The organism is Nonomuraea rhizosphaerae (genome assembly GCF_019396405.1).
Taxonomy (GTDB): Bacteria; Actinomycetota; Actinomycetes; order Streptosporangiales; family Streptosporangiaceae; genus Nonomuraea; species Nonomuraea rhizosphaerae.
This window is the reverse complement of record NZ_JAHKRL010000308.1, coordinates 1-11,314: the sequence shown is the minus strand read 5'-3', so window position 1 is coordinate 11,314 and position 11,314 is coordinate 1. Positions and strand designations below refer to the sequence as shown.

The window sequence follows — 11,314 nt, the reverse complement described above, 5'->3', positions numbered from 1 at the left end:
GGGCCTCCACCGCCGAGTCCGCCGTCCCCGCCGACGCCCCGCAGGCCACCGTCACCCCGCAGGACGTCGCGCCGCTGCCGGGCGACGGGGCCGACGACTACCGGGCGAGCGGCTGGTCGAAGCACACCGACCAGCAGGCGGCCGAATACTTCCGCAGCCGCTGGCCCGACGGCGACAAGGTGAGCCGGCACCTCAAGGACATCCGCAGCGTCGGCGGGTACCTGCGCATCTACACCGACCTGCCGGAATCCGCGCACAACTCCCGCAACGCCATTATCCTGTGCGAACGCGGCCTGCAGTACCTGGAGGAGGCGGGGGAGCCGAACCCGATTATCTTCGTCCAGGCCAGGTTTGGCGAGAACGGCAACCCCGTCCTGGCCAACATCCTCGGCCCTGCCGACAAGAGCTGCCGCGTCACCCACCCCGAGCCCGATTGACCTGCGGGAAGGGGGCCGGTCATCCTCCTTCCATGAGCGAGATCGAACGAGCACTGGTGCTGGGCGGCGGAGGCGTGGCCGGGATCGCCTGGACCACGGGGGTGCTGGCGGGCCTGGCCACCAACGGCGTGGACGTCGCCGCCACCGCCCGCAAGATCGTCGGAACGTCCGCCGGGGCGACGGTCGCCGCCCAGGTCACCAGCGACCTGACCCTCCCCGAACTGCTCGAACGCCAGATCAACCCCGCCCTCCACACCCCGGAGCTGGCCAGCGGCGTGGCGATGGACGAACTCTGGACCACGCTGCAGCAGATCTACGAGAGCTCCCGGGACGCGACCGAGCGGCTGCGCGGCTTCGGCGCGATGGCCCTGGCCGCCGACACCGTCCCCGAGCCTGAGCGCCGCCGCGTCATCGAGGCCCGCCTCCCGTCCCGCACCTGGCCGGAACGCGACCTCGTGATCGTCGCCGTGGCGGCCCTCACCGGCGAGCTCACCTTGTTCGGGCCCGGCTCGGGCGTGGACCTGGTCGACGCGGTCGCCGCGAGCTGCGCCGTCCCCGGCGTCTGGCCGCCCGTGACGATCGACGGCGTACGGTACATCGACGGCGGCGTGCGCTCCATCGCCAACGCCGACCTCGCCGCCGGCCACGACCGCGTCCTGGTGATCGCCCCCATGCCGGAGCCGCTGCCCGGCTTCGAGGCGACGGGCGGCGCGGTCGAGGTCGTCGAGCCCGACGAGGCGTCGGCGGCGGCGTTCGGCCTGGACCCGCTCGCCCCGGAGACGCGCGTGCCCTGCGCCAAGGCCGGGTACGCGCAGGGCGTCGCCGTGTCGGAACGGGTCGCGGCCATGTGGAGGTGACCAAAGGTCCCATGGAACGGGCGGCGTTCCGCAGGCATGCTGAATGCCGGATCGCGGCGCGAGGGCCGTGTGGGGATGTCGCCGACCGGGAGGTCCTGATGGAGAAGAAGTCGAAGCTACTGACGAAGAAGAAGAGCGACGCACCGACCGCCATCCTGACGCCTCCGCCGAAGTCCGCCGCTCTGACGCCCCAGCAGCAGAGCCAGCGCAAGCGCAAGCGCGCCCAGTCCATCCCCGACCACTTGAGCGTCCCGGACCCGAAGAAGGTCATGGGAGCCCAGCACATCACGCTGGTACCCGGCGCACGCGTGCTGCCGCTCGGCGCCAAGGTGAAGGTGAAGCCACAGTTCGACCTGACACATGACGGCAGGATCGACGGGATTCACCTCAGCTCGCTGCAGCGCACACCTTCGCCGTTCGGCAAGGCCATGGGTGATCACACCGTCGCGTGGCAGGCCGTCGTGGACTCGGTGCGGGCGATGCTGCACGGCAAGAGCATTCCCGAAGCCGTCGGGGCGCTCCGGGCGATGCAGCTGGAAGCGCAGGCGTGGATGTCGAACTCCGACTCCTTGGAGTTCGCCCTGTTCTCGCGGCTCAACGACACCATCACCCGCGCGCCGAGGCTGGAGAACGCCGCCTTCGAGGTCGAGGCCCTCTGCCAGGCAGCCCTCAACAATGCCGCAGCCGATCCTGCGAAGGCTGTCGGCAACCTCGCCGACGCGATCGCCCAGCACCTGGCCTATCTCAACTACCTGCCGTTCGCCACGGTCCCCGCCTCGCAGGGCGGCCGCTCCACGGGCGTGAACGAGGGCCTCTACCGTAAACGACTGCTCGCCTTCGAGAGGGAGGGTGGGGCGCTCGGAGAGGATCAGAGAGCGTTACTGGAGCAGGCGCTGTGGAAACTGTTCTCGTTCGACGCGGCGATCCGCGAGTCGCACATCGCCCTCCTCATCGATCCGACGATCGCCCAGGCCACTGTCGATGCGTGGGCTGAGCTGGAGAGCTGTGCGAACGAGCTGTCCGCCGCGATGTACGGGGACGACTCGAACCCGGTCAATCAGTTGAATACGCAGCTTGCCAAACTGAAGAACAAGGCCGGGACGACGCAGGCCATCTTCGACGCGGCCGGTGAGCTGATCAAGACCGCCGACAGGTACCTGGACATGCGGAGCGAAACGGGCCTGGAGGCAGCCAAGGCCCTCGACGCCGCACGTTCCACGATGGCCGAGCGGATTCTCACCGACATCGTCCCGGCCAAGGCGTCCGTCGACCTGATCAAGGAGCGCCTCGCCAACGCCCCCGAGCGCGTCGCCGAGGTGCTGCCGTACCTGCTGCACGACCACCAGCGCAGGATGGCCGCCGCCTACGCGCGCTCCGTCAGCGAGACCGGGTTCCTGTATCCCGACGACCAGGACAACCGCCGGGCAGAGCACGAAGCCGCCGCGGACAGCGCCGTCGACGCGCTGAAAGCCGCGCTGAAAGAGAGCTTCCCCGACCTCTTCACCGTCCGGATGCCCAATTCGAGCGACTCGGACACGGAGGAGGCCGAGGAGGACGAGCCGCAGGCCCTCAAGGGCCTGCTGGACAAGATCAAGGAGAGCTACCTGACACTGTCCCGGATCGTCGTCCCCGAGTCCAGCCCATGGGTGGTCAGCGCGGCCCGCAGCGAGCTGATCGTGACGTACGTGCAGGGCGGCAGGCCCGCCTTCATCGTCAACGGCCGCGCCCCCGCCCCCAGCGGTGTCGCGGGACAGGGCAACCACTCGACCGCCTGGGCGATCGAGCAGCAGCACCCCGACGCCCTGATCAGCAAGGCCACCTCCGTGGACGAGGCGGTCGGCATCCTGAAGCAGGCCGTCATCGGCGATCTCGGTTCCCCGGTGATGGAGCTCGACGCCCTGCTGCCCTTCGCCCAGATCGAGGGCGGCCAGGTGCTCGACATCTACAAGGCAGCGGTGGCGGTGCTCAAGGCCATGGATGTGGAGGAGGCGGCGACGGCGTACCTGAAGTTCAGGAACCTCCTTCCGTACGCGACCGTCGACCCTGGCGACCGCACCGGCCACAACGAGAGGAAGGACGGCGACGTCAAGGTCACCTTCGACGGGAAGGCGCTGCAGGAGGCCGTGGAGCTCAAGAACGAGGAGCTGACGAAGCCCACGGACGAGGAGCGGAACGACCACCTCGCGAGCGTGAGGGCGGCGGTGGAGGCGCTCGACGCGGAGGCGCAGACCTGGAAGGACAATCCGCCCCTGGACAAGGCCGTCCTCTACACCAAGGAGCGGCTGTCGGCCATGGCGCAGTTGGTGGCCAAGAAGGAGACAGCGAACCTGACCGGCGGTATATACCAGATCAGACAGAAAGAGCACGTGAGGGTGTGGGAGCAGGTGCAGGAGTACAGGCAGACGTTGCCTACTCCGCCCGTGAAGTGACCCGCCCGCCCGGGCGCCTACCGCACGCGGGTGCGCGTCCTCAGGCACACCTCGCACCGCTGGGTGACGACCCGGCCGACGGCCTCGATCGTCCGCCGGCGGTGACGGAGGTGGGCCAGACTCACACCATGATCGTCACGCGCTGGGTTCGAGCCGCAGCGACACCGAGTTGATGCAGTAACGGTCGTCGGTCGGCGTCGGGTACCCCTCCCCGTGGAAGACGTGCCCCAGGTGGGAGTCGCAGCGCGCGCACCGCACCTCGGTCCTGACCATGCCGTGGCTGCTGTCCTCGATCAGGCGGACCGACTCCGACTTCGACGGCTCGAAGAAGCTCGGCCAGCCGCAGTGCGACTCGAACTTCGTGTCCGACCTGAACAGCTCCGCCCCGCACGCGCGGCAGGAGTAGACGCCTTCGGTCTTCGTGTCGACGTACTCGCCGGTGAACGGGCGCTCCGTGCCCGCCTCCCTCAGTACGCGGAACTCCTCGGGAGAGAGCTGGACCCGCCACTCGGCCTCGCTCTTGACCACCTTTTCCATACATCCAGCGTACGAGATCCAGCAAAAAGAGATCTCCGTCGGGTGAAGCATCCTTTCCGGGACCCGTTCGCGTCTTTCTCGGCAAGGGGGTGGCAACGCCCCCTGTCATGGGTGAGGTCACTCGCCGGATCGCTCGCGCGGCACAGCTCACGCCCGTGCTGGCGCCGCCGGTGGTTCGAGGACCGGCCGGGTGGCGCGCCAGCGCCCGGAACGGTCGCCGAGTGGTCTGTAGGTCCGGCCCGTCGAGCCCCTGGTCCCGCCACCGGAGCGGCTCCGGGCCGGGCCCGCCCGTCTCCCGGCGCATGCCGCGCCCGGTCAGGAGCCGAAGCGGTCATCCCGCTTTGTCGGACGTGAGGGATAGGTTTGTCCCATGCCGTCGCCGTACATCGAACTACAGGTCGGAGAACGGACCGTAAAGGTCACCAACCCCGACAAGGTCTACTTCGCGGAGTTCGGCGCCACCAAGCGCGAGCTCGTCGAGTACTACGTCAGCGTCGGCGACGGCGCCCTGCGCGCCCTGAAGGACCGTCCGACCAACCTCAAACGTCACCCGGACGGCATCCAGACCGAGGCGATCTACCAGAAGCGGATGCCCCCCAAGCACCCCGACTGGCTGGAGACGGCGACCGTCACGTTCCCCAGCGGCCGCAAGGCGGACTCGCTGCGCGTCACGGAGGTCGCCGCCATCGCCTACTGCGCGAACCTCGGCACCATCGACTTCCACCCCTGGCAGGTGCGCGCCGCCGACACCGAGCATCCCGACGAGCTGCGCGTCGACCTCGACCCGCAGCCGGGCCTGCCCTTCGACGCCGCGCGCAGGGCGGCGTTCCTGACGAAGGAGGTGCTGGAGGAGCTCGGGATGACCGGGTTCGTGAAGACGTCGGGCAACCGCGGCGCGCACATCGCCGTCCGGATCGAGCCGCGCTGGGACTTCATCCAGGTACGTCACGCCGGGATCGCCCTGGCCAGGGCCGTCGAGGAGCGGGACCCGAGCCTGGTCACCACCGCCTGGTGGAAGGAGGAGCGCGGCGACCGCGTCTTCATCGACTTCAACCAGAACGCCCGCGACCGCACCGTGGTCAGCGCCTACTCCGTCAGGGCCAGGCCGGAGGCGACCGTCTCCACCCCGCTGGCCTGGGACGAGCTGGGGGACGCCGACCCCCTCGACTTCGACATCCGCACGGTCCCGGCCCGGTTCGCCAAGCTGGGCGACGTGCACGCCGCCATGGACGACCAGGCGTACTCGATCGAGCCCCTGCTGGAGCGGTACGAGGCCGACGAACGCGGAGACATGCCGTACCCGCCCAACTATCCGAAGATGCCCGGCGAGCCCAAGCGGGTCCAGCCCAGCAAGGCGCGGCCGGACGAGACCTGAAATGTCACGCACAGCCACCGATTTCCACGGGCGACAATGCGGTCAGTGAGCGACTGATTGCACTTCGGTCTCATTACTTGACTGACGGTCTAATACTTCGCGAGGCTCTCTTTCTATCTCGGGGCGTGACAACCGACACAGGAGCCTTGTTATGGCACGAGTTATGGCAAGAGCGCGACGTCTCGCAGCCGCCGGGGCGGTGGTGGCCTTCACCGCCGGTGGCGCGATCATGGTGACGGGAGTCGGCACCGCCGCCGCCCAGAACGCCGCCGACGAGCCCCGCGACCAGGCCACCTGCCTGCTGCCCGTCCTCCCGTGCGAGGTGCTGCCGTCGCTCGGCGTCCCCGACCTGCCCATCCCGAACCTCCTCGACCCGGGCGAGAGGGACGAACGGCACGACGACGGCCCGCCGCCGCAGGACAAGCAGGAACGCGACATAGGTGACCGGCCCGACCACACCTGGCAGCCCGTGACCGAGGACGAACGCCGCATGCCGCAAGGCCACCCCGAGACGGGCGGCGGCGGGCTCGCGTCCGGCACGCCGGCGTGGCCGTTCGCGGCCGGCGGCGCGGCGCTGCTGGCGGGAGCGGTCCTGACCGGGTACGCGGTGCGCCGCGGCAGGGATGAGGCGGCCCCGGCCGGCCGGGAGTGAGCCGGATGCCCGGGCAGAAGCTGATCTGGGCGGGCGCGGGAGTGATCTCCCTGGCCGGGCTGCTGCTGATCGGTCTCGGCCTGAACGGCATCGCCGGCGGGCCGGAGCCCGATCCCATGGCCGCCACCGTGCGGCGGCCGCCCAAGGTGACACCGCTGAAGGTGCCGCTCAAAGGGGTCGCCGCCCCCATGAAGGCGGCTCAGCCGACAGCCGTCTACATCCCGTCCATCGGTGTGGCGGCGCCGCTGATGGAGCTCGGCCTCGACGCCTCCGGCGCCATCCAGAACCCGCCCTTCGACCCGCCGAACCTGGCCGGCTGGTACCGCTACGGCGCCGCCCCCGGCCAGCGCGGCGCCGCCGTGATCACCGGGCATCTCGACACGAGGAGCGGGCCGGCCGTGTTCGCGAGCCTCAGGAACGTCAAGCGCGGCGAGCAGGTGCAGGTGCTGCGGGCCGACCGGTCGGTGGCGGTGTTCGTGGTGGACAAGGTGGAGCACACGCCGAAGCGGAGCTTCCCGTCGAAGAAGGTGTACGGGAAGATCAACTATCCGGGGCTGCGGCTGGTGACCTGCGGAGGGGCGTTCGACCAGCAGGCGCACAGCTACCGGGACAACACGATCGTGTACGCGCACCTGGCCGCGCCGTACTACCCCAGGAGCTGACCGGAACCAGCCCGAGGGCCGGGTCAGGGGTCGCGCGGCAGGCCCAGGGCCCGTTCGGCGATGATGTTGAGCTGGACCTCCGTCGTCCCGCCGCCGATGGTGAACGCCCTGGTGGCCAGGATCGTCCGCGACCACCGGCGGCTCGACGGGTCGAGCGACCAGCAGTACTCCGACACCGCCTGGGCGTGCCGCATGCCGAGCAGCTTGCGGACGCTGGAGGCCGTACCGGTGTCACCTCCGGAGAGCTGGGACAGCGTCACGCGCAGCCCGAGCGCGGAGATGGCCTGCCCCTCGGCCCACAGGCGGCCGGCCTGCTCTCGTTGCGCCTGCCGGATCTCGGGCAGCCCGGCCATGAACTCCACCATGTCGGTGTGCTGCGACCCCGGCCCCCACGAGTCGCCGAGCGCGACCCTTTCGTGCGACAACGTGTCCCGCGCCACCCGCCATCCGCCGTCGACCTCGCCCACGACCAGGTCGTCCGGCACGAACACGTCGTCAAGGAACACCTCGTTGAAGATCTCCTCGCCGTTGATCTCCTTGAGCGGCCTGACGGTGATGCCCGGCGCTGCCATGTCCACCAGGAAGTACGTGATCCCCTGATGCTTTGATTTTTCGGGAGATGTCCTCGCCAGACATATCCCCCAATGGGCGTACTGAGCGAGACTCGTCCAGATCTTCTGCCCGGTCAGCGACCAGCCGCCCTCCACCCGCGTCGCCTTCGTCGACAGCCCCGCCAGGTCCGACCCCGCGCCCGGCTCGCTGAACAGCTGGCACCACACGATCTCGCCGCTGAACGTCCTGGGCAGGAAGCTCTCCCGCTGCTCGGGCGTCCCGTACTTGACGATGGACGGCACGGCCCAGGCCGCGATGCCCAGGTTCGGCCGCTTGAGGTCGCGGAACTCCTGGTGGATGATCACCTGCTCCAGCGGCGACGCCGCCCGGCCCCACGGCTTCGGCAGGTACGGCATCATCCACCCCTCCCGGGCGAGCCGGTCGCGCCGCGTGCCGGGATCGGCCGCCAGCAGCGACCGGGCCTCGGCCCGTACTGCTTCCCTTACGGCCTGCGCCTCCTCGGGCAGATCCGGCTCCAGCCGCCGCCGCACCCCCGCCAGGACCAGCCCGGCCACCCGGTCCGCCCACCCGCCGGGGTCGTTGGCCAGCATCCTGTCCGACAGGGCCCGGCGGTAGTAGCGGTGGGCCTCGTGCTCGAAGGTGTAGCCGATGCCGCCCAGGACCTGGATCGTGTCGGCCGCGCACCGCACGGCCGCGTCCGGCGCCAGCACCGCCGCCACCCCGACCGCCAGCCGCACCTCGTCGGTCACCCCGCTGGCGGCCTGTCCCTCCCGCCCGGCCCCGGCGCTCGCGGCGGCCGGCTCGTCGAGCGCCCTGGCCGCGTCCCAGACGGCGGCCCGCGCCTGCTCCAGCGCCACCAGCGCCGCCGCCACCCGGTGCTTGACCCCCTGGAACTGCCCGATCGGCCGCCCGAACTGCTCGCGCACCTTGGCGTGCCCGGCGGCCGTCTCCACCGCCCACGCCGCCACCCCGCAGGAGTCCGCCCCCAGCACCGCGGCGGCCACCTCACGCACGGGCACGGCACCGAGCGGCCGCCGGCGCGTTCCCGCGAACCCCACGACGGAACAGATCTCCCGATCCAGGTCCACCCCCTCGAACGGCACCGCGTCCACCTGATCCCGCTCGAACAGCGACCATTCGCCATCCCCGATGGGCAACAGGAACACGTCCGCGTCAGCCGGCCCCAACGCGAGCAGAGCGTCGCCGCGGACCGTGCCGTGCAGGGCGACCGCCGCGGTCAGCGACCCGTCGGCCAGCCCGCCGAGCAGGTCCTTCGGCCCGTCGGAGCGCGCGACGACCGCCGAGGCGAGCACGGTCGGCAGGTACGGGCCGCGCACCCGCCGCTCGGCCAGCGCCTCCAGCGCGACGCACAGCTCCAGCAGCCCGTACCCCTGCCCGCCGTGCTCCTCGGGCACATGCAGTCCGAGCACCCCCTGCCCGGCCAGCGCCAGGTGCCCGATCGGCGGCCCCAGGGCGGCGATCCGCCCGGCCAGTCCGTGGACGGAGGCGGCCAGCGCACGGTGTTCCTCGGTCAGCGCGATGCCCATGTGCCCGAATTTAGAACCGTACCCGGGGGATCTCCAGAGCCGCCACGCAACGGATCGCGCACGTTCCGCCCCACGTCGGGCGGCATGATCACAGCGGCCGGCGGACGGCGCCCGGGACGGGAATCAGCAGCGCGGTGATGTTGTCGTGGCCGCCCGCGTCGAGCGCGTGTCCGACCAGGGAACGCGCTCCTTCCAGGAGGCCGCCGCCCCCGCAGTGGAGGGACAGCCCGTCGGCGTCGGGCAGGTAGCGCCACAGCCCGTCGGTGCACAGCAGCAGCCGCCCCGGCCCGCGTGGCCGGTAGCTCCGCACGCGCGCCTCCGGCTCGCCGGCGTCGGCCCCGAGCCACGCGGAGAGCGTCTCGTTCTCGGTGGAGTCGTCCTCGGTCAGCGCCATGCCGAGCCCCTCGTCCGGCAGCCAGTAGGCGCGGCTGTCGCCGACCCAGCCGGCCCAGATCCCGTCCGGGCCGGCGATCCCGGCGACGTACGTGCAGGCGGGCGCGACGTTGAGGGATGCGGCGTCGGCGGGCGTGGCGTTGATGGGCGTGGCATTGATGGGCGCGGCGTTGACCGACGTGGGATTGACGGGCGCGGTGTTGACGGGCGCGGTGTTGATGGACGCGGTGTTGATGGACGTGGCCAGCGCGGCCACCGCGTGACCCGCCCGTACGGCCGACTCGCCCAGCGCGACCTCCGGCAGGACGCCCGCCCGCAGCCGCGCCACCAGGGTCGCCGCGCCGGTCTCGGCCGCCACTCGGGCGGCCCGGTCCGCGCGGGGCGACATGGAGACGCCGTCGCAGACCACCCCGATCGTCCAGGACCCGGACGTGGCCAGCGCCATCGCGTCGGCGTTGACGCCGCGCCGCCTGCCGCGGTCGCTGACCCCGGCCGCGCCGTCACCCTCGCCCTGGCCCGCGCCCGTGCCGTCGCCCGTGCCGTCGCCCGTGGTGATCTCCAGGTGGGAGCGGAAGGCGGGCTGCGCCGCGCCGCAGTCCCAGCAGTGCCCGTCGGGCGCGACGGTCCCGCCGCACGAGGAGCAACACGTGAGTCCGGCCATCGCCCTCGCATTCTGGCAGACCCGGCATGCGCTGAACGAGTTGAAAAATGGTTGGCGCTCGCGGGAGCGGCCTTGTTATCGTCCGGCTGTCCCGTTGGCGAGATCTGGGCCCCGTGGTGCCCTGGAAAGTGGGAGTCGATGCCTCGCTCAGCGCCAAGCGCGCCTCGTCCGACCGTGAGCGAAACCTGCCACTGATCCACTGACCCGCCAACCGGCCGGAGGCATCGTCCTCCGTCTCGGTGACGTGCGCGTGCCCATCGAAGGCGCGGCCGTCCCCCGGTTACGGCGCGCCTCCGTGCGCACGCGTACGGATGGTCGCGAGGCCTGCTCGGCGCTTCCTTGCTGCCTTTTCTCATCATTTCCGGCAAGGAGTCACCCAAGTTGTCCACCAACAGGATTCATTCCGTACTGAAGACCTTCCAGTGCGTACGTTGCGGCCTGACCGTGAGCGACGCCGCGCCCGACGGCAGCCGTCGCAACCACTGCCCGAGCTGTCTGCACTCCCTGCACGTGCACGACCGCGTCGAGGGCGGCCCGTCGGAGTGCAGGGCGCGGATGACGCCGATCTCCATCGCGGTGCTGCGCGGCGGGGACTGGATGATCATTCATCGGTGCACCCGCTGCGGGGAGCTGACGTCCAACCCGATCTGCGGGGACGACAACCAGCTCATCCTCATGCGGATGGCCGTCCGGCCGCTGGCGCAGCCGCCGTTCCCGCTGGAATCGTTCGGGGATCTGTGAGGAACGCCATGCCTCGCAGACATCCGGGCCATCGCCGGCCCCAGCGGCGCAAGGACGTGCGGCACGGGGAGCGGGGCGACGCGTTCCGCTGCGTCGGCTGCCGCCTCGACGTCCCGGCCGACGCGCCCGGCACCGCGCACCGCAACCACTGCCCGCACTGCCTGACCAGCCTGCACGTCGACCACCGGATCCCGGGGGACCGGCGGGCGGGCTGCCGGGGGCGCATGGTGGCCTTCAGCGTGACCGTGCGGCAGGACGGGGAGTGGATGATCATCCACCACTGCCAGTCGTGCGGCGGGCTAAGCGCGAACCGCATAGCGGGGGACGACAACGCGCTGGCGCTGCTGCGCATCGCCGTCCGGCCGCTGTCCGACAGGCGGCTGCCTGTCCGCGCGCTGCTGACCTTGTAGCGGGCGTCCGGGGCGGCGAGGGTGACTCCGGGCCCCTCGC

General features: G+C 71.0%; 11 protein-coding genes. 8 read left to right on the top strand and 3 right to left on the bottom strand.

Translation table 11 applies throughout. The features are described 5' to 3' along the window. From KME77_RS15585 to KME77_RS15575, 3 genes are all read left to right on the top strand, one after another. Window positions 1–437, top strand: a 437-nt coding sequence (locus tag KME77_RS15585) for a hypothetical protein (protein ID WP_219467553.1), incomplete at its 5' end; no start/stop codon positions are given. Between the two features lie 32 nt (window positions 438–469). Next, window positions 470–1,294: a patatin-like phospholipase family protein gene (locus KME77_RS15580; protein ID WP_246609810.1), complete on the top strand. Its 825-nt coding sequence runs from the start codon at window positions 470–472 to the stop codon at window positions 1,292–1,294. Window positions 1,295–1,392: 98 nt separating this feature from the next. After that, a complete protein-coding gene (locus tag KME77_RS15575) occupies window positions 1,393–3,723 on the top strand; it encodes a hypothetical protein (protein ID WP_219467550.1) in 2,331 nt (776 codons plus the stop codon). A gap of 135 nt (window positions 3,724–3,858) precedes the next feature. Here the strand turns inward: KME77_RS15575 and msrB are convergent, their stop codons facing one another. Beyond that, on the bottom strand, window positions 3,859–4,260 hold the full coding sequence (gene msrB, locus KME77_RS15570) for a peptide-methionine (R)-S-oxide reductase MsrB (RefSeq protein ID WP_219467548.1): 402 nt from the start codon (window positions 4,258–4,260) through the stop codon (window positions 3,859–3,861). A 370-nt stretch (window positions 4,261–4,630) separates the two neighbouring features. On the opposite strand from msrB, the gene ligD reads away from it, so the two are divergent. From ligD to KME77_RS15555, 3 genes are all read left to right on the top strand, one after another. Then, window positions 4,631–5,635: a non-homologous end-joining DNA ligase gene (ligD, locus tag KME77_RS15565; RefSeq protein ID WP_219467545.1), complete on the top strand. Its 1,005-nt coding sequence runs from the start codon at window positions 4,631–4,633 to the stop codon at window positions 5,633–5,635. Window positions 5,636–5,798: 163 nt separating this feature from the next. Further along, on the top strand, window positions 5,799–6,287 hold the full coding sequence (locus KME77_RS15560) for a hypothetical protein (RefSeq protein WP_219467543.1): 489 nt from the start codon (window positions 5,799–5,801) through the stop codon (window positions 6,285–6,287). Window positions 6,288–6,292: 5 nt separating this feature from the next. Next, window positions 6,293–6,949: a class F sortase gene (locus tag KME77_RS15555; RefSeq protein ID WP_219467540.1), complete on the top strand. Its 657-nt coding sequence runs from the start codon at window positions 6,293–6,295 to the stop codon at window positions 6,947–6,949. 23 nt (window positions 6,950–6,972) lie between these two features. Here KME77_RS15555 and KME77_RS15550 read toward each other — a convergent pair whose 3' ends face one another. Together KME77_RS15550 and KME77_RS15545 are read right to left on the bottom strand one after the other, a co-directional pair. After that, a complete protein-coding gene (locus tag KME77_RS15550) occupies window positions 6,973–9,069 on the bottom strand; it encodes an acyl-CoA dehydrogenase family protein (protein ID WP_219467537.1) in 2,097 nt (698 codons plus the stop codon). A gap of 88 nt (window positions 9,070–9,157) precedes the next feature. After that, entirely contained in the window at window positions 9,158–10,123 is a 966-nt protein-coding gene (locus KME77_RS15545; RefSeq protein WP_219467534.1) for a PP2C family protein-serine/threonine phosphatase, read from the bottom strand. Window positions 10,124–10,504: 381 nt separating this feature from the next. Here KME77_RS15545 and KME77_RS15540 point away from each other — a divergent pair, with 381 nt between their 5' ends. Continuing rightward, the gene (locus tag KME77_RS15540; protein WP_219467532.1) at window positions 10,505–10,864 is read left to right on the top strand and encodes an RNHCP domain-containing protein; all 360 of its coding nucleotides are present in this window, start codon (window positions 10,505–10,507) and stop codon (window positions 10,862–10,864) included. Window positions 10,865–10,872: 8 nt separating this feature from the next. Then, a complete protein-coding gene (locus KME77_RS15535) occupies window positions 10,873–11,274 on the top strand; it encodes an RNHCP domain-containing protein (protein WP_219467528.1) in 402 nt (133 codons plus the stop codon). Window positions 11,275–11,314: the final 40 nt, after the last annotated feature.